Genomic DNA, 23,479 nt, shown 5'->3' with positions numbered 1-23,479 from the left:
AGATAGAAAGTCCGTTCCAATGCCCAACACTGAAGTGCTGCTGCTGACCAACCGCGACTCGGACAACATCGGTGATCAGATCATCGAGGCATCGGTGATCAGTCTGCTGAAAGCGGTCGGGAGCAACCTTGGAATCGATCCGAAGTCGCTGACGATTCGGAGCCGAGCCGCGAGCATCATCAGCCGTAAGTACATGAGCACCCGAGACGAGTCTCTCCTCGAACCCGCGAGACGAGCCATTTCTCGCGCAGACGTGATCGTATTCGGGGGTGCTCCTCTGTTCAACTATCGCTATCAGAGCTTCTATCTCCGGACGATTCGAACCCTGGAGCTTGCGGCTGAATACGATGTTCCGGTGCTCTTCTCAAGCATCGGTGTGGAGCCGTATTCGGAGACCAACGAACGATCACAGCAGCTGAAGCAGGCTCTCCGTCTGCCCGTAGTACGGCAACTGACGACCCGAGATGACCTGGAGTCAGCGACAAAATATGTGGAGGGGACCCAGACTCCCACCGCGCTCGTTTCCGACCCTGCGGTTCTGGCGGACTCGGTATTCGGCGTCGATTCTCGGCCCGCTGAAAGTTCTCAGACAGATTCAGGCAGGTGCATCGGTCTGGTGGTGACCCGCGCTGGAATCTTCAAAGACAACGGCATCGATTTCAATGAAGCCGATCAGCGTCGATTCTGGCTCGACATCATCAGTCAGCTGGAGTCCCGCGGAGACGACTATAGGATCTTTACCACGGGCCACTTCTCCGACGAGATATTTCTCGACTCACTCGTTCGGTACCACGGAGTACCGAATAAGAAGGCAGCTGTCACCCTCAACGCTCCCGAAGAGCTGATCGCCGAACTGCAGAAGTGCGACGGAGTTATCGCTTACCGTCTGCATGCCAGCATCACATCATTTGCACTTGGAATTCCTTCGATAGGTTTGAATTGGAACTTCAAAGTGCCAGACTTCTATCGGTCTATGGGCTACCCCGAACGAGCGCTCGAGGATTCAGATTGGAATTCCGCAAGGGTTCTGGAAGCGCTGGACGTTGCCATGAGCGAAGGCGTTGCGAAAGACCCAGATACGCTGATGTCCGTCTACAGGACACTGTTCACTGGCATGAAAGGCATCGTTGCCCCGAATTCAGAGGCTGATGCCTATTCGCTCTCTGAATTGAGAGAGAAAATGCCGACCTACGCCGGGACGTCTCGGAAACAGTACCAAGAGAAGATGCGACGCAAGCTGCGACGCTCCTACGAGTATTACCAGCAGCGGATCAGCATGGATGTTGCGAAGACTTCAACGAAGACGGAAACGCCTGACTCGATTGGGAAGCGCGTAGTCCGTGGGTTGAGAAAAGTGCAGAAGCTCGTCACCCGATCGTGACCGCGAAAAGGCGTCTACCTGGGGTCAGGTGAATCGACATCTTTGCGCTGCCACCTGATATGCAGCCGAGCGATTCTCGAAGTAAAAGCGTGGTCCGCTTCTCGAATGATGTGTTCGAGAAGCGGACCACTCTTCTCACTTTGCCGACCTGAAACGAATCTCTAGACTGCCTGATGTGGCTCAGTCTTCGAGCTCAAGCCGCAACCGGCGAGTCTACTTGCCGTGCCGTGCATTGGAGATCTTTGTCCACGTGCGGATCGGGAGCATCTTCTGAAGCTTCTTCGCCGACTTCTCCGCGGCAATTGCTCGGGTCTTGGTTGCTTTCACACTAGTTTCCATGCGAGCCAGTTTGCGTTCGAGAGGAGCAATTCTCCGCTCCAGTGAAGCTACTTCCGCCGAAGCGTTCTTCGACTTCTTTCGAGTCTCGAAATCAGTAACGAGATAGTTCAACGCGGCTTCGATTTCGGTATCGCCCTGTTCCTTGGCGAACTCGAGATTCTCCTTCACGAACGAAAGGCTGTTCACCCCCGATATCTTGAGATTGCGGCTCGCGTCGGTAGAAATCTCGGAATCAAAAGTTTTGAACTCGGGCAGGTCTCCGCTCAGCGAAAGTGCCACCATAGTTCTTACACACTTGTCGCAGACTCCGCAATTGTATTTTCCGGTGTTCTGCCAGCACACGCGCAGATGTTCTTTGGCCGCCGGATACTTGGCCACACGTTTGGTCTTGTCGACCCTTGTGGATCCGGCACCGTCATGCACAACCGAAAGTCGGTTGCTCGACCACAGGTGGTCGAGCAGGGGATGTGAACCCCAGGCGAAAGTGTCGGAATAGGTGTGAGAGGCAGGGATCATCAACCGCCCGAACTGGCCACTCAGAAGGTGTCCGATCGATGACAAGGCTGCGCCATGAGTCAGAGTGGGCCACTTGCCGGCGCGATTGAGGAACCTGCGAATGTTCGTGGAGCCCTCGATGAGCTGTTTGCCCGTAAAATCGGCCACTTGTCGAAGGTGTGCGGATGTCGGCTCACGGACATCTGTCCGCGAAAGCGGGATGTCGAAGCCGTGCATGTACACGAGTGCGTCGATGTCGGACTCGTTCCGGATGAGAGTATCGAAGGAGTCGACTCCGCCGGTGAAACAGGAGACGGTCTTCTCAAGCAACGGAGCCTTGTCCTGCGCTCGTGGAGTGACTTCGAGACGGGCAGAAACCAACTGTTTGGGGTACCAGGTGCGAAGAATGTCCTGTGCGGCTTGTGAGTTGTAGATGAGCCGACTCGAGACAGGCTGATCCATCTCCAGTACGCCGTCGCTGCCGATCGCCAGGATCAAACCGATGATGAAAAAAGCGTCTGCGGCGGCCTCTTCGTCAGTCTTCGTGTCCTCAGGAAGCTGAAGCCATGCTTCGCCCTCTGCCGCCGGCATGGTGATTTCAGCGGAGACGTAGACACCCTCGTCATTGTCCTGAACCGCCACCGATCGGATACTTACCGCTCTGACCTCGCTTTGCATTTCAGTGCTGATGGATTCGCACTTATTCAGTAGTCCCATGGGAGTTTAACCCAGTGTTCATCCTCTCATTGTTCATTTGGGTTCCCGTGGCTTGTTGTGCTGCAGCCTCGCGCAGGTTCCTTCGGATTATCCGAGGGGCAGCGGGCCGAAGGCTGACAAGAGTGCAAAATCCGGTTCCCGCAGGCAGAAGACCGGATGGATAGTGGGCAAACTAGTCGAGCGCAGGAAACCGGAGGCTGAGGCTGCCGAACCTCGTCGCATACACCTCCAAATGGCCCAACGGCTGGGGTTCGAGGTCGCCGGCCCCCTTGATGCGGAGCCTGCAGGGATGGCCGGCGACTCTCAGATCGATCCAGAAGTCGATGTGCCCATGGTCGACGGCGGCGAAGTCATCCGCGTGAGCAGTCGTGACGACCTGAGTCTCGCCGCCGACCTGCTCAAGTCGGGCCGGCAGTCGACCGAATCGTCCGCCCTTTCTCTCGGTCCACGACAGCAGAGCCCATTCGGGACCGGATGCAGCATCTCCGCCGAGCACCACCCGCAGAGCCAATTCTCCATCCACGATTCTGACGCTGGACAGGCGTGCGTTCCCGTCGACTTCGGCCGGTCGTTGCTTGTTCGATACTGCACGCGTCAGTGCGGCACCCCACAGTTGGGTGATCTTCTCCGGAGAGAAATCACCGACGCGCCGGATCGCGGCCTGTCTCATCTGCATCAGTTTCTGCTCGTCCATGGTGTGGAGGTCTTTGATTCGGCGGGCCATGGCATCGATATCACCGTCGGGGACGAGGAATCCGTCGACGCCGTCGGTGATGATGTCTGCAGGTCCGTATTTGATGTTGTAGGAGATGGGAATGCACCCGGCAGCCATGCTTTCGAGAAGAACCAAGGGCTGGCCTTCATATTCACTGGTGAGCAGAGTAAACGACGCCTGCTCGAACTTCTGCTTGGCGCGGGGGTCGAACCCTCTGAGAGCGATGGTGCCATGCGTGTCCAATTCCTCGATGAGAGTCTCCAGCGGCTCCTGCGCTTCGTCCGCTACTCCGTAGATATCGAGGATAGCGTCCGTGCCCGACTGCCTCGCACTGTGCACAGCGGTGATGGCGTGGTCGATCCGCTTGAGGAACGTGGTTCGGGCAAGCATCACACCAGTGCCCGGTGACCGTGGCTTGATCCGGCGCATCGGTGTCGCGGCAGTCATGTTCGGAAGAACCGCCGCATTGTCCATGATGTAGTTCAGATCGGTGAGGTCAGAGTGCTGTGACTGAGTGAGTACGGCGAAGAGATCGAAGCGATCGACATTCTTCAGCGCGGGCGTATAGGTCCATCCGAGCCTTTCCGAGCGCTTGGTCGGGTCAGCCGAATGTTTGCTGTGGATAGTCTGCACCAGGATGACGTTCTCCCGCTGGTACTGGTGAAGGTAGCGGGCCAGGGGAGGGCCGTCGTTGATGATGATCGCCTGCTCCGAGCCGATGAGCCAGTCGAACCATGCGAAGTAGAGTTCGTACTGCTCGTTCCACTGGGCGATGGGTCGACCACGTGTGTCGAAGATTGCAACGCTCTTCGTCTCGTTTTCGCCGCCGAGGCGGTAGCTGAAATACCGGGACCCGTCCTCCCTGAACCGATCGGACCGAAGCGTCTTTCCTGAATCATCCAGTTCTTTGATCTCCGGCTTTCCGTCGAAGTCGGGAAGCTTGGCGGGATCGATGGTGATTGACTCCGTCGAGTGAGACGCGATCTGCGCCAAGTCGTGCGGGGAGGCTCGCCTCAGGTCGGCCCACACACTGCGAACAGTGACCTTCTTGCCGATCCTCCCTTCGCCGCGCAACCGAGCGGTCAGAGCCTCCGGATCGTCGTTCCGCGGGGAGAGCGTCAGGATCTCGACGTGCCGACCGTCGAGTTCTGCGAATGCATCAGCTCTCTGCAGACACACACCGGTTCTGCCGCCGAACGTCTTCGGGATTCCGCCGATGAGTCCGTAGACAGTTGCCTCGGGCAGGTACTTCTTACGCCGTGAGAACATCGTTCCTCCACATCGTGCCCGGGCCGTTGCCCGCGGTCCTACAGAAGTTGATCGATGACTCGCGCTGCCGCGTGTCCGTCATCGTTGGGGGCGTACTGTTTCGCAAACGATCGCAGTCGTTCTCTGTCCTCTTCCGTCACCGAGGATGCTCTGTCGATTTCGGCGAACAGCGCTGCCGATGTTGTGGCCACCGGTCCAGGCAGCTCCGTTTCGTAGTCGAGATAGAAACCGCGCAGATTGTCCCGGTAGTTCTCGAGATCATAGGCAAAGAAGATGATGGGACGCTCGAGGACCGAATAGTCGAAGAACGACGAGGAGTAGTCGGTGACCAGCATGTCGCTGGCCAGGAAGAGCTCATTGATGTCGGGGAATCCGCTGACATCGATGATGTGGGCCTTCAGCTCCTCCGGTATTTCGAGCTTCGTATTAATGAGGAAGTGGGTGCGAACGAGGAGGGTGACGTCGTCGCCGAATCGTTCCACGAAGTCCTGCGGATCGAAGGGCCACTGGAATGCGAAGCGGCCTCGGGTTGTGGGCTGGTCATCGCGGAAGGTCGGCGCGTAGAGCACGACGGTGCGCTCCCGGGGTATCGAGAGACGACGGCGGACGCCGGCCCTGATCTCATCCGTGTCCGGACCTCTCAAGACGTCGTTTCTCGGGTACCCCAGTTCATAGACCTCGCCTGTGTATCCATAGGACGATCGCATTGCCTTGGTGGCGTAGGGCGACGGAGACACCAAGGCATTCCACTGTGCCGATGCTTCTTTGACACGGTCGACATACCCTGGATCGCGGCCGTAGAAATTGTCCTGGTCGAGGAACATCCGCTTCAGCGGTGTCCCGTGCCAGGTCTGGATGTACACGCCTTGATCCCTGCGGTGAATGTAGTTGGGGAAGTTGTGGTTGTTGATCCAGTACTTCGCCGTCGCGAGATGCCAGAAGAAGGCGGGGGAGTGACGCTTGACCACCGTTGTGTGCTGGTCGGTCACGGGAAGTCGCTTATGGTAGATCCACACCTTTCGTCGGGTGTCGCCCTGTCGGATGAGTTCCTCGTGGATTGCCCGAGGACTGTCGGCGTACTGCTTCCCCTGCCCGGTCTCGAAGACGATCGTCTGCTCGTCGAGCGGAGCCAGACGCATCAGCTTGTAGAGTCGCTTCATCACCGGCAGGTAGTACCTGTTTCTCCGCGCGACCCGGTAGACCGACTGTGCCGTTTCGCTTTGGACCCGATCGGCCATGGTGATATCAGGTTTCGTCGAGTTCTGAATCGCTTCGAAGATGCGCTCTCGGCTGGAGGTGTCTCTGTGAGCCAAGAACCTGTCGGCGCGCCTGCGGAAATCGGGAGCCATTGCCCCACCAGACTCATACGCACTCTCGACCGCGTCGAGGACCCGAGCCTCTTCGGCGACAACAGGTCCGGGGAATTCTGCCACCGGGTCCGCATGCGGTTGGGCGAAGCGGTGGTCGTCGAATTGGTAGTAGACGACGGGTTTGTGGAGGAACGCGAAGTCGAATGCGACGCTCGAATAGTCGGTGACGAGCATCGAGCTCTGTTTGAGCAGCAGCTGGACGTCGATCTCGCCTTGGACGACGATTCGGATGCCGAGGCCATCGAAGTGCGAACTGAACTGCTGCATGTTCGGGTGCAGACAGAAGATCGGTGTGAGATCGTACTTTTCGATCAGGGCGCGCAATCGGTCACTGGTCAGCAGGGACTTCCATCTCTGAAAATAGTCGGACTCGACGAAACGCTCTGGGTCCTGCAACCACGGACGCCAGGTCGGCATGATCATCAGCTGGTCGGGATTGACGTCGACGTCGTCTGCCAATAGTGCATCGAACCGGGCAAAGCCGGTCACTGCCACCTGCTCAGGGGCATAGCCGAAATCCTTGACGAAGAATTCCTTCTCTCGTTCGGAGCAGACGGTGATGAGATCGACGTCGAACCCACGCACGTATCGTCCGTAGTTGGGCACCATCCACTTGGCGGCGGTGACTCCGTGCTGCAGAAAGACCTTATCGGCCCGCAGCGCTCTCTCGAATTGTGGCTCCCTCGTCGGGTAGAGGAAGTCTGGGTGGTGGGTTCCGATGATCTTGTCGGCGGCAAGCGCCACTTGGATGTGGTCATGTGAACGGAAGTCGATGACGTTGTCGTAGCCGTCGAGGTTGACCCGTTCGGGGGAGTCCGGCTCGATGACGTAGTAGGCATCGACTTCGGGATGTTCGTCCCGCATGTATCGGAAGAACTGGAGTCCGTTGTCCTGTGCCTTATACGGCAGTTCGCCGATCAACCAGACGGGTTTGCGATCAGACGACTTCGGAGGATTCCAGGACCGCCGGTTTGCCACCAGACGATGCATATAGTCAAAGGCAGAGGCGTTGAAAGTCTCGAGGTGGAGTGACGGATACTTCGCCTTGAACGTGTAGTACGGAATGATGGAAACGGTCTTGTTGCCGGAGGACACTGTGCTGCCGGTGGTGCCGAAGCGGACCAGGTAACGGCTCTTCCCGATTCGCGCGCGCTTGGGCTCATCGCCGAGGACCGGGGCGAGGTCGAGGTACAAGTCGGCATTGTCGTCGCTGATCTCGTCGACGAGGTCGTTGAAGTCGAGAGCTGCGGAGAACCTGTAGTAGTTGAGTCCAAAGCGTCGTTCCGACAGCTCGTCATTGGGAGCGAGTTCGACGTCGGCAGTGGCACGGAATCCCGAGGTTCGGCCCACCACGACGAGGGTTGCGTCTGAGTATTCGGTTCCCCGTGCGATGACCCGGCCCTCGATTTCAAGCCTGCCGTCACGGATCGTCAGCCCCTCATTCCGAACGTCGGCAAAGGGGCGGTGAGGACGATCCACCTCGATGGCGATGTGACCATTGCGGTTGACCAGCGGATAGCAATCGCGGTAACCGACTCGACGGTAGGCGAGATTCTCAGTGCGAGTGCTTGTGGCTCGTCCGAGCCGGACCAAAGCGACAGTCGTGCCGTCGTTTGAGGTCTCGAGGGTGGAACTCGGCATCTCGTCCACGTCGTAGTCGGCATATTCGACGTAGAGTCGCAGGACGAATCCGGCTGTCTCATCACCATCGGCGCCTGGCGGCGGAGGCGAAGTCCAGTCGGACAGGTTCTCAATGAGTGAATCGAGGTCGATGGTCGCCGTTCGAACAGCCGCGCCACCGCTATCGTCGGCGTCGGAGTCCACCTCTTCCAGCGAGCCGATGCGGTGCAGATCCTCGTCATGTTCCACCCACAGTCCGCTCGGGACGACGGGTGAGGCTGGTGCGAGGTCGATGTGGAGCAGGTTCTGGGCCTGAACGAGGTCGAGCGAAGCCAGTCCGGCAGAGTTCACCGGTCCGGAGGCGGGAGTTCGTGCTGAGGTACGCGTCGCCTTCTTCAATGTCCGTCTGGCTGTCCCCAGAACTCTGATCGCCGAGCGGGCGAAGAGGTTCCTCAACTCCACTGTGGATTCCTCCAAAACATCGTTGTCGGGTATGTTCCACGCAGTCCCAGTCTAGGTCCACATCGTCCCATCCGGCAGGAGGCGATGCCGAATACATTCGACCGAAGTGGGAGAGCTCTGAGTTTCGACCACGGTGGCCCGAGCCATCGGTAGGGACTAGGGTGTGCCTCGAGGGCAAAGACGTCTCTCAACCGACGACCAATGGTGGCGTGCACATGAGCAAGCGATTTCTGATGCGTCTGGGCAAGACTCCGTTCGAGGTCTTCGACGGTTTCGATACGCTCGATCGCAATACCATCGGGCGAAACAACGGCAACCTGATCTTCGGCATGGCCGCTCACAAACTGTTCTCGACAGCAGACACCGTGGTCGACGCGAATCGCTACAAGATCAACGGCGCGATGGCGCCGAAGGTCAATGACGAGTACGACGGTTTCATTCTGCCGCTTGCCAACGCCTTCCGACCGGGGTTCGAGGCAGAGCTGGCTCGCACCACCGACTTCATCGAAAAACTGACAATCCCTTTCCTGATGCTCTCCGGCGGAGCTCAGCTTCCGCTCGACGGCGACCCCGCCGCGCTGAAGAAGATCGAACCGACGGTCAGACGATTCGCCAAGGCGGTTTTGGAGAAATCCAGCGCGCTGACAGTGCGGGGAGAGCTGACCGCGGAGTACCTCAAGTCCCTCGGTTTCAAGGACGTCATCGTGGTCGGGTGTCCCTCCATGACGATGAACGGTCGCGGGCATCGGGTGGACAAACCCGACGCGCTGCCGTCGGGATCGCCGATCGCCTACAACCTGCAGACGAACAATCCCTTCGGCAGAGAACTCATCCGCGACGCAGAGTCGAACTACGACGCCACGTATATGCCACAGGATCTCGCCACGCTGGAGTTCATGCTGTGGGGCACTGACCCCTACCAGGGGCATGATCGAAGCCTGCCGCTGGACCGGAGCCATCCTCAGTTCACGGAGAAGAAGGCCCAGTTCCAGCTGGATGCTCCAGAGTGGATGCGCAGGATGGGTGAGCTGAGCTTCTCGTTCGGACCCCGCATCCACGGAAACGTCGCAGGCATCCTCGCCGGCACTCCCGGAATCGTCCTCGCTCATGACGGTCGGACGCTTGAACTGTCGAGATACCACGGTGTTCCGGCCATCGACCTGACCGTGGAGGAAGCACCGCTGACGGTCGCCGAACTCTACGAGAGGGCCGACTTCTCCGAATTCAACCGCGGCCAGCCTGAACGATTCGACCGACTGGCTGACTTCATCCACGCCAACGGTTTCTCGCACATCTACGAACCCGGCCAGGAAGAGGCCCTGGCCGACTACGGTCGCCGACTCGACGCCACTGAGTTCCCCGAACCGCAGACGAGTCTGTGGCAGGATCGTCCACCGGAGTTCGTCCGTATGGCCGTAGTGCTGCAGCAGCGCTACCTTGCCCTCAAGAAGACCCAGAAAGGGCTGAAATCCGGGACCGGGTCAGGCTGGTCTGCCGAGCTCGAGAAGCGTGTACGTGACCTTGAGAAACGACTTGCGAGGACCGAAGCCGCCTTGAAGAGGTCACAGGCGTCGGCGGCAGAAGTCCGCGCCACGGCGAATCGGACCGACCGGAGGCTCAACAAACTTTTGGGAATTCCACTCAGCGTGAAGAATATGATCGGTCGGCGTCGTCCCAGATGAGACCACTACCGGTCTGCGGCCTCACGGCTTCTAACTATTCGAGGGCCGGTCGTTCTCGAAGCTTGACGGTACCGGGAAACGATCATCGAAGAAACGAGCCACGAGCTGATCGACTCTTTCCTCAGAGCCTTCCGGCAGGTCGGTCTCATTGAGGCAGAAGACATCCAGATCGGTACGTCGGGCGACTCTGAGCAACCGCAGCTCGAGGTCCTCCTCGGCGAGGTCGACGAACTGATACCCGATGCGTCCTTCCACGGACATGCCTCTTGCAAACGCATCGAAGTGGTGCAGGGATGACGGGATGGAGACATCTTCCGGAGCACGGAAAGGTGACGCCGCGACAGTGGCGAACAGATCGGGCTCTTCGGATTCCATCGCCTCAAGAACCGTTCGCAGCTGTGGGTGAGGGGTGTGTTTGAACCGATGGGTGATTGTGTGACCGTACTTCTCGAGAACGTAGTCCCTCCCTCGCTTCGCCGCTGAGATGATGGGGAGGTCCCGGGGGGTCCAACTGCCGATATCGACGGGCACTGCCGAGGGAAAGTGCCGGGTCAGGCCGTTCGCGGTGAAGAACAGCTCCGGGTCGGTCGGGCGGAGGAAGAAGCAGTCGTCATTGAGGTAGAGGTAGTGGTCGGCCAGTCCCGGAATGTGATGCAGCTGCGATTCGATGGCGTGCGAATTGAAGACGGGAAGCACGCTGGGGTCGGAGAAGATGTCGCGGTGGTCGACCACAGTGATCTTCGGATCGTCGGTGTTCAGCCACGATGGAATCTGCCCGTCCGTGACGATGAAGATCCGACGCACCCACGATGCATAGTATTCGAGCGAACGCAGAGAGAAGCGCAGTTCATCGCGTGAAGTGAACCGAGAGTCAGAGACGGAGCTCGGCGCGTTCGTTCTCAGGTCAGCACCGTCTCGAGCGGCCTGCATCCGCGCGCGCCATTTGGGATCGGAGCCGTCGACCCAGGTGTAGACGGCGTCGACCGGTTCGCTGAGCACTCGAAGATGAGGTGCCGGCAGTCTGAGCCGACTGTTGTTGGTGACGGCAGCATGCCAGACCGTCGGTTCGATGTAGTCGACGGTGAGAGAGTGATCATTCTGGCGTCGGACCAGAGTCCCCGGCAGGTGATTGGCCCCGTCGGCTCGTGGCGCGTTATCGCCCACCTTCTTCCACAGTTCGATTGTGATGGTCAGCGCCGAGGTGGTGAGTTCTCTGCCGTTGACTGCGCGGAGGCGCCGAAGGCACGTCACGCTGCCGATCCGGGCCGGGCGTTCGCGAGCAGTTCGTCGGCTCAGCATCGCGCCTCGGACATTGCGGAACCGGACCGACCAGGTTTCATTCCCGTCCCTCGCATCGTTTCCCTCATTCGGAAGACCGAGCAAGGCAGACACGACTGCATTGGTGTTCTCTGCATCGACGACCAGAGTCGGGCGGAAGTGGCTCAGCCGGGGAATCTCAGCGAATTCGATGTCGGAATCCGCCAAGGCAGAGCGCACTGCTGAGAGCGCCTCGGTCTGTTCGCTACGAGCGTCAAAGGTCGACGGCTTTGTCGGGGATCGGCTCGGTATCGAATCTCGACGTCTGAGAGACGCCGGTTTCTGCCAGGGCTGTTCACCATGACGAGTTCGAGAGAACCAGGCCTTGCGTTCGGGAGTCAACCTGTCGGCGAGAAACGAACGCACCGACGACGGTGAGTACCACATCCTGGTAACGCCTCCTTGCGTTATACCGGAATCAGGGGATCGGCGGCAGTGATAAGGGGATACCGCCAAGGTTCGTTGAATGTGACTCTATCGTCCCTGCTCGATAAATGGGTATCAACTTGCTGATGAACCTCAAGATTGCTGTCTGCGAAATGCTCTTCGTCGGCACACCCGAGCATCACAATCAACTACTCAAAACCCCAGTAAGTCTTGCCAAAATCGCAACTAATGTGCAGACTGTTTGGGTGGTCACGACGAGCGAAGGCGCTGAGAGCGCACCGAAATCGCTGGTCAGTCGTGTCCGCATCGCCATCAGAGACGCGGGAATCAACCACAGCGAAGTCGCCCGACAGATCGGCCTCGACGCGAGCAAACTGTCGAAATCCCTCGCCGGAACACGAAAATTCCGGGTCGAGGAGATCTCTCACATCGCCGAACTCACCGGGGTCACCACGGATTGGCTGACGACCGGGCGAACGGCACGGCCGCCTCGGCGAACAATGGTCGCCGACGTTCCTCCTGTTCTCAGCGAATCACCTGCCGACGATTCCGCAGAAGATCTCGCGCGTGATGCGCGCATGGCGCAAGCCGATGGGGGAGCGGCCCTCGGGCCGGCCTCCGAACAGGACTGGATGTCGAAGGGCACTCGCAATCGGCTGAAGATCATTGCTGCGGCCTGGCGCCTCTATGCCGATCTCGGCATCGACAAGGTCCGCACTGAAGACGTCGCAGATGCGGCCGGGGTGAGCGCCTCGGCGGTGAACTACCACTTCCGGACGAAAGACCAGCTGCTGCAGGCGGCCCTGCGCCACTCCCTCGATGTCATCGCCGAGACCCGCCACCTCAACGATTCCGCCGACCCCATCGGCGTGCTCCGTCATTTCGCACGCATCCATGCCGGAGTCGACCCGAAGATCCGGAGAGTGTGGTCGATCTGGCTCCAATGCTGGGCCCGTGCAGCCACCGACGAAAGCGCCCGTGCGAACCTCACCGCCGTCTACGGCGAATGGATGGACATGATCACCACCGTCATCGACGGCGGCCAGCGCACGGGAACGATCCGGAAAGGCAACACCGCACTGATGGTGAAATCCCTGTCGATCTTCATCGACGGCCTCGGCGTTGCCCGCACCACCGAGCACATGCCCATCACCGATGACGAGGCACTGACCATGCTCGAGAACTACCTCGCCGCTCACATCCTCAACAACGACGCGTCCACCGACGACACCCGACACCCGAAGTCAGACCGGGCCGCCGCAGCCGGCCGACTCGGCCCGACGTCCTAGGAAGAAGGCACATGAACACACCGAACCGAAGACAAGCGCTGGGCGCAGGCCTAGCCGTGGCTGGAGTCGCCGGGCTGAGCGCCTGCGGCGGCAGGGAAGTCGGTGCCGCCGACGCCGGCAAGCCCGTCAAAGGCGGAACCCTGCGCGTCGGTGTCACCGGCGGCAACTCCGCGGACACCGTCGACGCCCACATCCCCGTCAACAACGGCGACGTCTGCCGAGCCGTCAACCTCTACAACGCCCTCTACGGCTGGGACGACGACTCCCAGGTCGTGCCGCTGCTGGCCGAATCGATCAAAGCCAACTCCGACTCCACCGTGTGGACGTGCACGCTGAAGGACGGCATCAAGTTCTCCGACGGCAAGCCGATCACCTCCGAAGACGTCGTGTTCACCTTCGAGCGGATCAATGACCCCGACGATCCGAAGACTGCGGCCGCAAACTTCTCCATGCTGGAGAAAGTCGTCGCCAAAGATGACCGCACCGTCGAATTCCGACTCAGCGAACCCAACGGCCTGTTCAAGGACGCCGTCGCCGAATACACCGCCGCCATCGTCCCCGTCGGCTACGACCCGGAGAACCCGGTGTGCTCGGGACCGTTCAAACTCAAATCCTTCACCGCCGCCCAGTCGACGGTGCTCGTGCCCAACGAGCACTATTTCGACTTCGACAAGATGTACCTCGACGAGGTGGAGGTGCTCAATTTCAACGACGACGACGCCCTCATCAACGCCTTACTGTCCACCCAGGTGGACGCGATCGCCGGCATCCCACTCGCCCTCGTCGAAGTCATCGCCGCCGATGAGCGCATGTCCATCCTCAACTCGAAGACTGGCATGTGGCTGCCCTTCACCATGCGCGTGGACAAGAAGCCCTTCGACGACGTCAAGGTCCGACAAGCCTTCCGGCTCGTCGTCGATCGCGAACAGATGATCGAGCAGGTGCTCTCCGGCTACGGCACCCTGGGCAACGACATGTTCGGCCCGCTGAGTGAGAACTACCCGAAATTCCCGCAGCGCAAACAGGACCTGGACAAAGCGAAGAAGCTCCTCGCCGAGGCGGGCTACCCTGACGGACTCGACGTCGAACTCGTCACTGCCCCCATCCAATCCGGAGCAGTCGAGGCCGCCCAGGTCTTCGCCCAGCAGGCCGCCGACGCCGGAATCCGGGTCAAGATCCGCAAGGTCGACGCCACCACGTTCTTCGGCGACGGATACCTCCAATGGGACTTCGCACAGGACTTCTGGTACACACGTGACTTCATGCCGCAGGTCATCTCCTGCTCCCTGGCGGAGTCGCCGTTCAACGAAACCCACTGGGACGACCCGCAGTTCAACAGGGTCTTCGACAAGGCCCGGGCCATCCCTGACGCCGGGGAGCGCCGGGACTTGGAGCACGAGCTGCAGAAGATGCTCTACGACGAAGGCGGCTACATCGTCTGGGGCTTCGCCAACCAGGTCGACGCCTTCCAGAAGTACGTCGGAGGGCTCGTCCCCAACTCAACAGGACGACCCCTGAGCGGTTGGAGATTCGACCGCGTATGGATCGGAGAGGTCTGACATGTTCGGAAAAGTCATCGGTAAGCGGCTGCTCTTCTCCGCATTCATCCTCATCGCAGTCTCCCTGCTCGTCTTCGGCGCCACCCTGTTGCTGCCCGGCGACGCCGCCCGGGCGATCCTCGGCCAACAGGCCACCCCGGAGCGCATCGCGGCCCTGAACGAACAGCTGGGACTCGACCAACCCGCCTGGCAGCGGTACTTCACCTGGCTGGGAGGACTCTTCGTCGGCGACTTCGGAACCTCCTCGGCGACGGGAGGTTCCGTCGGGGCACTCCTCGGTGATCGGATCGGGGCCTCCTTCATCCTCATGGGACTGGCCGCGATTATCTCCGTCCCCTTGGGCATCGGACTCGGCGTCTTTCAGGCGCTGCACCGCGGGAAGCGCCGCGACCAAGCGATGACCGGGGTCAGCCTCGTGCTGGCGGCCATGCCCGAGTTCGTCATCGGCATCGGCCTCATCGCCATCTTCGCCACTTCGGTATTCCAGATCCTGCCGGCCGTCACCCTGGCCCCGCCGGGAGAACCCGTGTGGAACCGGCCGGAGCAGCTCATCCTGCCGACCCTGACACTCGTCCTCGTCGTCACCCCCTACATCGTGCGGATGATGCGAGCGACGATGATCGAAGTCCTCGACTCCGGCTTCGTCGAGATGGCCAGGCTCAAGGGTGTCCCGGAGAAGCGCGTGATCATGCGCCACGCCGTGCCCCACGCACTCGGACCGGTCGCTCAGGTCGTCGCGATCCAGCTGGCCTGGCTGGCCGGCGGAGTGGTCGTCGTCGAGTTCCTGTTCCGCTACCCGGGGCTCGGCCAAGCACTCATCGATGCGGTCACCTACCGTGACGTGCAGGTCGTCCAGGCGATCTCCATGCTCGTCGCCGCCGTCTACGTCGTGGTGAACCTGGCGGCCGACGTCGTCGGCATCCTCACCAACCCGAAACTCAGGAGCGCAGCATGAGCACCGACGCCAACAGCCTTGATGACCTCAAGTCCGCGGCCACGGATGCCGCTGAGGTGCCCAAGGAATCCGCCACCACCTACGTTCCCTTCTACAAGCGGGTGCTCGCCCAGAAACAGGGCAAGATCGGCCTGATCATCACCGTGGTCGTCGTCGCGCTCGCCCTGTGCGGTCCGCTGCTGCTGCCCTGGGCGACCGGCAACACCGCCACCGAGTTCGTCACGAAGCCGTTCAGTCCCTACGGCCTGTTCGGCTCGGACAACCTCGGCCGCGATGTGTTCTCCCGGTTCCTCGCCGGCGGAGTGACACTCATCGTCTACGGAGTGCTCGCCACGGCGCTCGGCATGGTCGTCGGTGCGATCATCGGCATGCTCGCCGCCTATGTCGGAGGAACCTTCGACGCCGTGATCATGCGGCTCAACGACGTCATACTCGCCATCCCGCAGCTCGTGTTCGCCCTCCTGGCAATCACCGTGTTGGGCCCGCAGGGGTGGGTGCTCGTGACCGTCATCGGCCTCACCCACGCACCACGCATCGCCCGTGTCGCGAGGTCCGCGACCCTGGGCGTCATCACCGAGGACTACATCAAGGCCGCGGAGATGTATGCGATGCCCCGGTGGAAGGTGCTCATCCGTGAGCTGCTCCCTAACATCACCGGTCCGTTGAGCGTGGAGGCAGGACTGCGTCTGACCTATTCGATCGGCTACATCGCGTCGCTGTCGTTCCTCGGACTCGGTCTGCAGCCGCCCGCGGCCGACTGGGGTCTGATGATCAACGAGAACCGAATCGCCCTGTCCATCCAACCTTGGGGTGTGCTGCTGCCGGTCATCGCGATCGCACTGCTGACCATCGGCACCAACCTGCTCGCGGACTCCTTCGCCCGAGCCACCGCATCGACATCCGTGGAGGCATGATGAGCCCGAAGACAGAGACCGTTCGCCACGATGATGCGAACGAACCGAACGAGAAGATCGTTCTGCGCGTCAGCGACCTGCGCGTGCTCACGAACGCCGGCGACGAGATCCTTCACGGCGTCGACTTCGCCCTGTCCCGAGGCGAGATCCTCGGGCTAGTGGGGGAGTCGGGTTCCGGTAAGACCACGGCTGGTCTGGCCTGCATGGGGCACTTCCGGGAGGGCCTGAAGTTCGGGTCCGGGTCCGTGAGCATCTGGCCGCGGGGCGACGCCACCCACCTTGAGGTCGGCGACCTCGACGAGGTGGCCCTGCGCGATCTGCGCGGATCCCGAATCGCGTACATCCCTCAGGACCCGGCGCTCTCGCTCAACCCGGCCATGCGCGTGGGCGAGCAGATCCGGGAGGTCCTCGACATCCACGACTTCGGAGCCTCGGATCGTGAGCGAACTGATCGCGTCGCCGAGGTGCTCGTCGACGTCGGGCTCCCCGGGGATCGTGCCTATCAGAAGAGGTGGCCGCATCAGCTGTCCGGCGGTCAGCAGCAGCGCATCGGCATCGCCATGGCCTTCGCCATGTACCCGGACGTGCTCATCCTCGACGAACCGACCACCGGCCTGGACGTGTCCACGCAGTCGGTCGTGCTCGACACGATCCGGCAGATGACGGTGGCGAACAACGTCGCCGGTCTCTACATCACCCACGATCTTGCGGTGATCAAGGACATCTCCGACCGGGTGGCTGTGATGCTGCGCGGCGACCTCGTCGAAGAAGGCCCGGTGTCGGCGGTGCTCGAACGCCCCCAGCATGAGTACACGAAGATGCTTATGGCGGCTGTGCCCGATCTTGCCGGACGCAAGACCATCGGCGACGGGGCCGCGGAAGCGAAAGCCGTCGCCGAGGCTGATGAGAAGACACATATCCTCGTGTCGACGGGGGAGAAGCTCGCCGACTCGGGATCGGATCGGTCCGATGCTGACGTGGCGGCCGCCTCGGCGGTTGATTCTGATGTCTCCGATGTGGAGGAGATGGGCAAGTCTGCCTCGGCGAATGCGCCTCTGCTCGAGGTCAAGGATGTGGCGCTCGCCTACGGGAAGGCGCAGATCCTCGACGGGATCAATATGGTCCTGGAGCCGGGGGAGTGCACGATGCTGCTCGGCGAATCGGGATCGGGCAAGACGACACTGTCACAGTGCGTGGCCGGGCTCAACGACGACTACCAAGGAGCGGTGAAGCTGCGGGGAACGGAGCTTGCACGGTCGACGCGCAAACGCACGAACGAACAGCGCGTGGGCATCCAATACGTGTTCCAGTCGCCCTTCTCCTCGCTCAACCCGCGGCGATCGATCGGTCAGTCGTTGACGGTGCCGTTGGAGATGAGCGGTAACGGTACGGCCGCCAGCCGGAAAGCCGCCGTCGAGGAAGCACTCGATTCGGTGCGGCTGGGACGGTCGTTCTATCACCGGCGTCCCGGTGACCTCTCCGGCGGTGAGCGGCAGAGGGCCGCGATTGCTCGAGCGCTGGTCAACGCGCCGTCGGTGATGGTCTGTGACGAGATCACCTCGGCACTCGACGTCAGCGTGCAGGCGTCGATCGTGGCGCTGCTGCGCACCCTGCGGGAGGAACGTCAGCTGGCGATGCTCTTCGTCACTCACAACATCGCGCTGTCGCGGCATATCGCCGACAACCTCGCGGTGCTCAACAAGGGCAAGATCGTCGACTACGGACCAACCGCCTCGGTGCTCGAGGATCCATCGCACGAGTACACGCGGGCGCTGATCGCCGACGTGCCGAAGTTCTGAGGGGGCTGTCCGGTAGGCCGGCGGTCACCACGAGCGGCGATAGCCGGAGTATCGGTCACCTTGTGCGGGAGTCCGCGACCGCACCCGCCAGGTCGCCGGAGAGCTCTTCGCGGGTGAGGTGGGTGAGGCGACTGATCGCCCTGATGAGCCCATCGGATCCGAGGTAGCCGACGGATCGGGCAGCGGACGCAACTGTGAATCCTGCGCGGATTCTGCGCAGAGCAAGGTTGAGTCGCCTCCGCGTCCTCCACTGCACGAAAGACATGCCCAGGTCGTCTTTGATGATCCGTTCGACGTGTCGTTTGCTCATCGAATGTCGCTCGGCGACGGCGGTCAACGGCACTATCAGGCTCATGGGGTCGTTCGCGATCGCTTGGACTGCGCGGTATTGCGGTTCCGGAATCGGGAAGTCATCGACGGCGAAGGTGCCCAGCTCTGCGTCGAGGGCTTCCCTGAGCGGCCGGCGCTCGGCCTCGCTGTTCGGAGACGAGGCGAGGATGAGCAGGGCGGTTTCGCGGATGGCGGTTGACCGGCGGATATGGAGGAACCCTTCGGGCGGTTCCGTCTGCGGTGACAATCGTGGGCCGAGCATGATGGAGTCCGATCTCGTTGTGACCAAGTGGTCGACACCTGAGCCCAGCCACAGGCTGGATTCGGAGACGAGGCCGAGATGCGTCGGTTCGAACCTGCGCCCGCGCAGATGGACGTCGACGGACCCGCTGATGACATGGATGAGCAGAGGGTATGAATGGCTGTGCCAATCATGCCCGGTGAGGAGCACTGGTCGTTCCGTCCCGCTGTCGTCTCGTCGCAGACGAGCGTGTCGTGTTGGTCGGGTGATGATGTCGCCTTTGTCGTAAGTGAGACGAGAACTTTGGTTAGGCTGGGCTATGTTCTTCGAGTCTAGTCCGTACCCGTCAATCGAGGTAGTCAATGTCCCTGCTCCGTCGAATCAGTGCGCTCTTCATGGGTGCAAGTCTTCTGCTCATTACCGCCTGTGCAGGTCCCACGAATACGTCCGAGACTGGTCCCTCGGCGAACGGATCGGAGACCCGTACGGTCGCGACCGAACAGGGCAGGGTCGAGGTCCCGGCCGATCCGCAGCGGGTGGTTGTGCTCAACTACGCTCTCGCCGGTTATCTCTTCGACCTCGACGTGCCGGTCGTGGGAACGACTCCCGAGGTCACGGAAACCGACGGGGAGTTCTCACCGTTCTGGGCTGAGAAGGCTGAGGCGCAGGGGACTGAGTTCCTGCCGTGGAGCAACGATGGATTCGATCTCGAAGCCATCATCGAGGCCGAGCCCGACCTCATCATCGCCGGAGGGATCGGATTCCCACTCAAGCACGCGACCGACTCTTACGACAGACTGCAGGAAGTGGCGCCCACGGTACTCGTATCAGGAGACAAGCAGACCTGGCAGGACCAGTTCTCCTTCATTGCCTCCGACGTGTTGGGCCGACAGGCGGACTATGAGAAGTTCGAGTCAGCCTATGAGGACCGAGTTGCCGAGGTGAAGGACACCATCTCAATCCCCGAGGGAGAGATCTCCATCCTCACGCTCGACAGCAAGGACACTCCCTATATCCTCATCGAGGACAAGAGCCTGTCGGCGGAGCTGAAACCGCTCGGCTTCACGACTGCTCCGCTGTTCGAAGAGAACGACATCGAACCCTACACTGCGGGCGGAGACATGTTCGGGCCCTCGCTCGAGGTGCTGCCTGATGTTCTTCGCTCCGAGACGGTCTTCGTGGTCGGCTTCAATAATGCGAGCATCGGCGTCGACGACCTCAAGGACGAAACGCCGTACGATCGCATCCCAGCTTTCGAATCCGGTCAGGTCCACGATCTCCCGTACTGGTCGATGCGCGGCGACTATGACGAGGCGATGGCTCTGCTCGACATCGTTGAGGAGATGTTCCCCGCGACGCAGTGACGACGAAGGCGTTCAGCGATCTGTCGGCGGCGTATCAGCCGGCTCGTCCTCCTCGTCGGCGTTCTCCTCGTCCTCGCGATTCTCATCATCGCCGGTCTCGTCTTTCCGGCCGAAGTCGTCGGGGTCGACCTTGTCGAGATACTCGGACGAAGGTGCGCCTCCGGCTTCGTGGTCGAGATTCTCCGTTGCCTTGCGCATGCTGTCGGCGGTGCTGCCGTCGGTGCTGTTGTCGTCGGTTGACATTCGGATCACCTTTCGCTGGAGTGCGCGGATGAAGAATCAGTCTACGGGGTGGTCTCGAGTGCGTCGACCGAACATTTCGACAATCCGCTGGAAGGCCGGTCACTCACTCGGTGAACGGCGTGATCGGCTCGGGCTGACCGAGTGAGTTGACGAGTTCTCCGGCGAGCGTGCGCAGTTTGATATTGCGATGCGATGAGGCCCTCTTGAGAATGGTGACAGCTTCATCCTGGCTGCAGGCCGCCTGGGCCATCGTGATTCCGATGGCCACGTCGATGACGGTGCGCGATTCCATCGCCCGCTGTCGGTGTTCGGCTGCCTCGGCGAAGCGGGCGGTTCGGACCGCCACTCGCAACGACCTCTTCACCGGTTCCACGAATCTCTGCACGGCCGACAGCGTCGGCTCCCCGAAGCTGTGGGGTTGCATGGCGTAGAAGGTTATGACCGCTTGCGCAGTGTCGTCGATGCCGAGCGGGACCGCCACCAAGCTTCGCAGATCGTGAAGCACAGCGATCTCCATGAAGTCTCGCCAGCGCTTCTCTTCCTCGGCGTCCTCGACGCAGATGATCGCACCGGTCTTCTTCGCCTCCACACGCGGTCCCGCTCCGAGGTAGGTGTGGATGTCTTCGAATCGTCTCGCTGCGTCGTCGCTGCCGCAGACAATGGTGCTGCGTCTGTTGCGGACCAACATGATCCCGCACGAGACCTGAGAGTCCTGACCGATTTCGGCGGCGGCCATGAATGCGAGCTCATCCACGAAGCTGCCGAGCTCGTCTTCTGAGGCAAGGAGTCTGATGAGGAGTTCTGCGACCGATTCGCGGTGGGGGTCGGACGCAGCAACGGTGTCCTTCAACGTCTGCGGTTCAGTTCTGAGCCGCTGGCATGGATGGTCCGCGCGAGAATCTGCGGGTGAAGGGGAAGGCGATACACAATCAGGGGTCCTCACATCTGGAGGCCGCCTGCTTGACCTTGCAATATCTTACTCAAGGCTGGTGATATGCCCAAAATCGGTTCCGGGCAATTGTTCAGGCGGTCAGGCTGGGACACGATGACACGATCGGCATACCGGGCAACACCCCTACCGAGCCGCCTGAAACAGTGTCAGCATGGGTTCATACACTCGATGGAGGAAGGAAGATCGTGATGAGTGTTCACAGCGAAGACGAGAATGAACCGACAAAGGTCCCCGAGGAAGCCAAAGACGATGTTGCGGAAAAGCCCGGTACGGATTCCGCGTCGAAGCAGCACGAGGATGAATTGGTGGATGAGTGGGAGGAAGAATCGTTCCCCGCGAGCGACCCGCCCGCACACTACTGAGAGGTGAAAGTCAGGGCCCGAGACCTGATGACCAGGTGTCGGGCCCTCGCTGCTGAGGAATCCTCCTATGCGGGTTCCGAGTCCTCGGGACCCTTCTCCGCGTCGAAATTCCGCCGGTAGCGCTTCTCCGCTTCGTCGAGCAGCCTCGGGGAAAGGCGGGCGATCGGTTCTACCTCGACGAGCAGCGGTTCGCAGTCAGGACCACGCCCGACCTGCTCTCCGGTGAGTATCCAGGCGAAGCGGTCGGGGTTTTTCTCCTGGAGATGCTTGTACTGGCAGAGCTGGCGAGCCAGCCAATCGCCCAGCGGGCGGGTCCACCAGTCTTCAGGGGTCAGAGGATTGACGGCCAGGCCGGGCAGCTCGAGACCCGACTCGAAGTCGATGCTCCCGCCCTGAGTGTCACTCTCATAGCCTTCCGAATAGCGGACATAGAGCGGTCGTCCGGACGTTGCGAGCTCTTCGATCGTGTCCAGGCTGTCAAGCATGAGTCTCTCCGACATCAGTGCGAAACCTCTCTCACCTTGAGGGCCACCGGCCAGGTCACTGACACCGACATTCCTCGGCTTTCCACGGCTTCGGTTGCCGTTGTCAAGAGCACCCTGCAATGTTGTGCGGCGGCCAGCGTCTCCTCGATCTCGCAGTAGACGAAGACGGCCTGCTGATTCTCTTCATCGAGTGTGTAGTGCAGCGCCGCAACCACGTCACCGGCGAGACGAAGCTCAAAAGCGGCTGCTTCCCGATCATCGATGACGGAGTAGGAGTCGGCTTCGTCCATTCCCGTCGGAAGTTCGGCGACTCGAAGACGGTCGACCGGCGTTTCGCTTCGACCGTCAAGACTATTGGACATACCCGTACCTCACAAAGGAGAGGGCCGACTTCTTGACCTGCTCGAACTATACGTACAGTGCGGTGACACGGCAATAGGACCGATGCCTCACCTGCCCGTGCGTTCGCGAACGAGAATCTGATGCACCGAACGATGAGTCTTTCGCGATGCGGCCTATGGACGAGGGACCGTCGCGCCAATATGGTCGAGTCACATCGGACCGGACGGTCCGAACACCGCCGGTTCCCCGGCGCCGCGGGTTGCGATGACGCCATCGCGCCGGTTGCCGAGGGGACATCTGACAGGGAGAAGGCACAATGACTCTCGCCGACACCAGCGGCAACGATGTCGTGGATATGCTCACAGCCGATCACAGGGACATGCTCGACCTGCTTCGGCAGGTGGAGAGGACCGAGGATCTGGACGAGCGACGTGAAATCGCGGATACCGTCATCGCCGAGGTGATGCGGCATTCCGTGGCCGAAGAGATGATCGTCTACCCGTCGATCGAAGAGCACGTTCCGGGCGGAAAAGACGAGGTCGAGCACGACAAAGAAGAGCACGAAGAGCTTGTCCGAGTCATGAAGGAGCTCGAAGACCTCGACGTCACCGAGGGTGCTTTCCTCGAAAAGGTCATCGAGTTCGAGCAGTTGCTCGATCATCACGCGCGGGACGAAGAAGACGAGCAGTTCCCGAAACTCAGGGAGCACATTCCGCAGGATCAGCTCATCGACATGGGCAAGAGGGTGGTTTCGGCCAAGAGAGTGGCTCCGACCAGACCCCACCCGAACGCGCCGCACTCGGAACTCTTCCACAAGAGTGTCGGCCCTGGTATCGGAATGGTCGACCGTCTGCGCGATAAGCTCACCGGACGCGAATCCTGACGGCTGC

General features: G+C 60.9%; 19 protein-coding genes. 10 read left to right on the top strand and 9 right to left on the bottom strand.

Annotated features, from left to right (window positions below; all coding sequences use genetic code 11):
• Positions 1–19 precede the first annotated feature (19 nt).
• On the top strand, positions 20–1,381 hold the full coding sequence (locus HK108_RS15330) for a polysaccharide pyruvyl transferase family protein (protein WP_181272144.1): 1,362 nt from the start codon (positions 20–22) through the stop codon (positions 1,379–1,381).
• A 213-nt stretch (positions 1,382–1,594) separates the two neighbouring features.
• Here HK108_RS15330 and HK108_RS15325 read toward each other — a convergent pair whose 3' ends face one another.
• From HK108_RS15325 to HK108_RS15315, 3 genes are all read right to left on the bottom strand, one after another.
• Positions 1,595–2,857: a tropomyosin gene (locus HK108_RS15325; RefSeq protein ID WP_181272143.1), complete on the bottom strand. Its 1,263-nt coding sequence runs from the start codon at positions 2,855–2,857 to the stop codon at positions 1,595–1,597.
• A gap of 247 nt (positions 2,858–3,104) precedes the next feature.
• Complete coding sequence (locus HK108_RS15320) at positions 3,105–4,916, bottom strand: glycosyltransferase (RefSeq protein ID WP_181272142.1); 1,812 nt, start codon at positions 4,914–4,916, stop codon at positions 3,105–3,107.
• 38 nt (positions 4,917–4,954) lie between these two features.
• Positions 4,955–8,368: a CDP-glycerol glycerophosphotransferase family protein gene (locus tag HK108_RS15315; RefSeq protein ID WP_229664206.1), complete on the bottom strand. Its 3,414-nt coding sequence runs from the start codon at positions 8,366–8,368 to the stop codon at positions 4,955–4,957.
• 215 nt (positions 8,369–8,583) lie between these two features.
• Between HK108_RS15315 and HK108_RS15310 the strand changes: the two genes are divergently transcribed.
• A complete protein-coding gene (locus tag HK108_RS15310; RefSeq protein WP_229664205.1) occupies positions 8,584–10,050 on the top strand; it encodes a polysaccharide pyruvyl transferase family protein in 1,467 nt (488 codons plus the stop codon).
• 30 nt (positions 10,051–10,080) lie between these two features.
• Here the strand turns inward: HK108_RS15310 and HK108_RS15305 are convergent, their stop codons facing one another.
• The gene (locus tag HK108_RS15305) at positions 10,081–11,301 is read right to left on the bottom strand and encodes a stealth family protein (RefSeq protein WP_181272141.1); all 1,221 of its coding nucleotides are present in this window, start codon (positions 11,299–11,301) and stop codon (positions 10,081–10,083) included.
• A 698-nt stretch (positions 11,302–11,999) separates the two neighbouring features.
• Here HK108_RS15305 and HK108_RS15300 point away from each other — a divergent pair.
• The 5 genes from HK108_RS15300 to HK108_RS15280 are packed head-to-tail and all read left to right on the top strand — an operon-like array spanning position 12,000 to position 18,270.
• Positions 12,000–13,043: a TetR/AcrR family transcriptional regulator gene (locus HK108_RS15300; RefSeq protein WP_229664204.1), complete on the top strand. Its 1,044-nt coding sequence runs from the start codon at positions 12,000–12,002 to the stop codon at positions 13,041–13,043.
• Positions 13,044–13,054: 11 nt separating this feature from the next.
• Positions 13,055–14,602, top strand: coding sequence for an ABC transporter substrate-binding protein (locus tag HK108_RS15295; protein ID WP_181272140.1), 1,548 nt, complete (start codon positions 13,055–13,057; stop codon positions 14,600–14,602).
• A gap of 1 nt (position 14,603) precedes the next feature.
• Complete coding sequence (locus tag HK108_RS15290) at positions 14,604–15,557, top strand: ABC transporter permease (protein ID WP_181272139.1); 954 nt, start codon at positions 14,604–14,606, stop codon at positions 15,555–15,557.
• On the top strand, positions 15,554–16,471 hold the full coding sequence (locus HK108_RS15285; protein ID WP_219922484.1) for an ABC transporter permease: 918 nt from the start codon (positions 15,554–15,556) through the stop codon (positions 16,469–16,471). The genes HK108_RS15290 and HK108_RS15285 overlap by 4 nt, the downstream gene beginning before the upstream one ends.
• Complete coding sequence (locus HK108_RS15280; RefSeq protein WP_181272138.1) at positions 16,471–18,270, top strand: ABC transporter ATP-binding protein; 1,800 nt, start codon at positions 16,471–16,473, stop codon at positions 18,268–18,270. The genes HK108_RS15285 and HK108_RS15280 overlap by 1 nt, the downstream gene beginning before the upstream one ends.
• Before the next feature lie 55 nt (positions 18,271–18,325).
• On the opposite strand, the gene HK108_RS19140 is transcribed toward HK108_RS15280, so the two are convergent.
• Positions 18,326–19,051, bottom strand: a complete 726-nt coding sequence (locus HK108_RS19140; protein ID WP_181272137.1) for a helix-turn-helix domain-containing protein — start codon at positions 19,049–19,051, stop codon at positions 18,326–18,328.
• Between the two features lie 152 nt (positions 19,052–19,203).
• Here HK108_RS19140 and HK108_RS15270 point away from each other — a divergent pair, with 152 nt between their 5' ends.
• Positions 19,204–20,205, top strand: coding sequence for an ABC transporter substrate-binding protein (locus HK108_RS15270; RefSeq protein WP_181272136.1), 1,002 nt, complete (start codon positions 19,204–19,206; stop codon positions 20,203–20,205).
• Positions 20,206–20,217: 12 nt separating this feature from the next.
• On the opposite strand, the gene HK108_RS15265 is transcribed toward HK108_RS15270, so the two are convergent.
• Positions 20,218–20,448 carry a hypothetical protein gene (locus HK108_RS15265; RefSeq protein ID WP_139468339.1) on the bottom strand — a complete coding sequence of 77 codons (231 nt, stop codon included), beginning with the start codon at positions 20,446–20,448 and terminating at the stop codon, positions 20,218–20,220.
• A 103-nt stretch (positions 20,449–20,551) separates the two neighbouring features.
• Complete coding sequence (locus tag HK108_RS15260; RefSeq protein WP_181272135.1) at positions 20,552–21,298, bottom strand: GAF and ANTAR domain-containing protein; 747 nt, start codon at positions 21,296–21,298, stop codon at positions 20,552–20,554.
• Between the two features lie 290 nt (positions 21,299–21,588).
• On the opposite strand from HK108_RS15260, the gene HK108_RS15255 reads away from it, so the two are divergent.
• The gene (locus tag HK108_RS15255) at positions 21,589–21,762 is read left to right on the top strand and encodes a hypothetical protein (RefSeq protein ID WP_180345594.1); all 174 of its coding nucleotides are present in this window, start codon (positions 21,589–21,591) and stop codon (positions 21,760–21,762) included.
• 65 nt (positions 21,763–21,827) lie between these two features.
• On the opposite strand, the gene HK108_RS15250 is transcribed toward HK108_RS15255, so the two are convergent.
• Together HK108_RS15250 and HK108_RS15245 are read right to left on the bottom strand one after the other, a co-directional pair.
• Entirely contained in the window at positions 21,828–22,247 is a 420-nt protein-coding gene (locus tag HK108_RS15250; protein ID WP_229664203.1) for a DUF6098 family protein, read from the bottom strand.
• Between the two features lie 14 nt (positions 22,248–22,261).
• Positions 22,262–22,537, bottom strand: coding sequence for a hypothetical protein (locus HK108_RS15245; RefSeq protein ID WP_139468342.1), 276 nt, complete (start codon positions 22,535–22,537; stop codon positions 22,262–22,264).
• Between the two features lie 368 nt (positions 22,538–22,905).
• Between HK108_RS15245 and HK108_RS15240 the strand changes: the two genes are divergently transcribed.
• A complete protein-coding gene (locus HK108_RS15240; protein ID WP_181272134.1) occupies positions 22,906–23,472 on the top strand; it encodes a hemerythrin domain-containing protein in 567 nt (188 codons plus the stop codon).
• The last annotated feature ends 7 nt before the right edge of the window (positions 23,473–23,479 follow it).

The sequence above is a fragment of the Brevibacterium sediminis genome (genome assembly GCF_013623905.1).
Classification (GTDB): Bacteria; Actinomycetota; Actinomycetes; order Actinomycetales; family Brevibacteriaceae; genus Brevibacterium; species Brevibacterium sediminis.
This window is presented reverse-complemented; position numbering and strand designations above follow the sequence as displayed.

What these genes read in the sequence shown, in the direction of transcription:
- HK108_RS15310 (WP_229664205.1), top strand. Translation starts at nt 8,584, where the DNA reads ATGAGCAAGCGATTTCTGATGCGTCTGGGCAAGACTCCGTTCGAGGTC.
- HK108_RS15255 (WP_180345594.1), top strand. Translation starts at nt 21,589, where the DNA reads ATGAGTGTTCACAGCGAAGACGAGAATGAACCGACAAAGGTCCCCGAG.
- HK108_RS15285 (WP_219922484.1), top strand. Translation starts at nt 15,554, where the DNA reads ATGAGCACCGACGCCAACAGCCTTGATGACCTCAAGTCCGCGGCCACG.
- HK108_RS15295 (WP_181272140.1), top strand. Translation starts at nt 13,055, where the DNA reads ATGAACACACCGAACCGAAGACAAGCGCTGGGCGCAGGCCTAGCCGTG.
- HK108_RS15270 (WP_181272136.1), top strand. Translation starts at nt 19,204, where the DNA reads ATGTCCCTGCTCCGTCGAATCAGTGCGCTCTTCATGGGTGCAAGTCTT.
- HK108_RS15240 (WP_181272134.1), top strand. Translation starts at nt 22,906, where the DNA reads ATGACTCTCGCCGACACCAGCGGCAACGATGTCGTGGATATGCTCACA.
- HK108_RS15320 (WP_181272142.1), bottom strand. Translation starts at nt 4,916, where the DNA reads ATGTTCTCACGGCGTAAGAAGTACCTGCCCGAGGCAACTGTCTACGGA.
- HK108_RS15250 (WP_229664203.1), bottom strand. Translation starts at nt 22,247, where the DNA reads ATGCTTGACAGCCTGGACACGATCGAAGAGCTCGCAACGTCCGGACGA.
- HK108_RS15265 (WP_139468339.1), bottom strand. Translation starts at nt 20,448, where the DNA reads ATGTCAACCGACGACAACAGCACCGACGGCAGCACCGCCGACAGCATG.
- HK108_RS15330 (WP_181272144.1), top strand. Translation starts at nt 20, where the DNA reads ATGCCCAACACTGAAGTGCTGCTGCTGACCAACCGCGACTCGGACAAC.
- HK108_RS15290 (WP_181272139.1), top strand. Translation starts at nt 14,604, where the DNA reads ATGTTCGGAAAAGTCATCGGTAAGCGGCTGCTCTTCTCCGCATTCATC.
- HK108_RS15280 (WP_181272138.1), top strand. Translation starts at nt 16,471, where the DNA reads ATGAGCCCGAAGACAGAGACCGTTCGCCACGATGATGCGAACGAACCG.
- HK108_RS15245 (WP_139468342.1), bottom strand. Translation starts at nt 22,537, where the DNA reads ATGGACGAAGCCGACTCCTACTCCGTCATCGATGATCGGGAAGCAGCC.